The sequence below is a fragment of the Fulvivirga kasyanovii genome, from assembly GCF_009711405.1.
GTDB classification, from domain to species: domain Bacteria; phylum Bacteroidota; class Bacteroidia; order Cytophagales; family Cyclobacteriaceae; genus Fulvivirga; species Fulvivirga kasyanovii.
This window is the reverse complement of sequence record NZ_SMLW01000075.1, coordinates 1-478: the sequence shown is the minus strand read 5'-3', so window position 1 is coordinate 478 and position 478 is coordinate 1. Positions and strand designations below refer to the sequence as shown.

General features: G+C 33.7%; 1 protein-coding gene. It reads right to left on the bottom strand.

All coding sequences use genetic code 11. From position 1 onward, the window contains the following. Positions 1–76 precede the first annotated feature (76 nt). On the bottom strand, positions 77–478 hold a 402-nt coding region (locus E1163_RS00095), incomplete at its 5' end, for a Hachiman antiphage defense system protein HamA (protein ID WP_155168511.1).

Below are 478 nucleotides of genomic sequence, written 5' to 3'. Positions count from 1 at the left end.
TTTGCCTGTGCAATAAGGTTCTGTAAGGTAGAGTCTGATTCTAATTTCCCAAAGCTTTCCTCAATGTATTCAAGTCTCATAATTCTTCTGGATTTGAAATTAGTTCTTCAGCCTTTGCAAATACGGAGTTTATAAATCCCACAGGGTTTTCTAGACCTATTGAGATAAAAACTAGGTTTTCGTTTTCACTATTCAAATGCGTCTCAACTTTTCTAGACGTTGTATTATCGCTTAATAGCAAGCCTGCAAAAGCCAAATTCCCTCTATCTTTGATGTCTTGGACAATGTAATTGTCAAGTTTTTCTGCTAATTCTTCATCTGTTTTAGCAGTTTCTTCAACTAAAAATGAATAGGATAGTGGTAATGTATCTTTACTCAAAGAATTTGTTATGTCATCTATCGCTTTCTTTGCTGGTGTTGTTCTGAATTTTGATTCACCAAGAAACATTTTTATTTTTTCAACTCCATCCTCTTCATA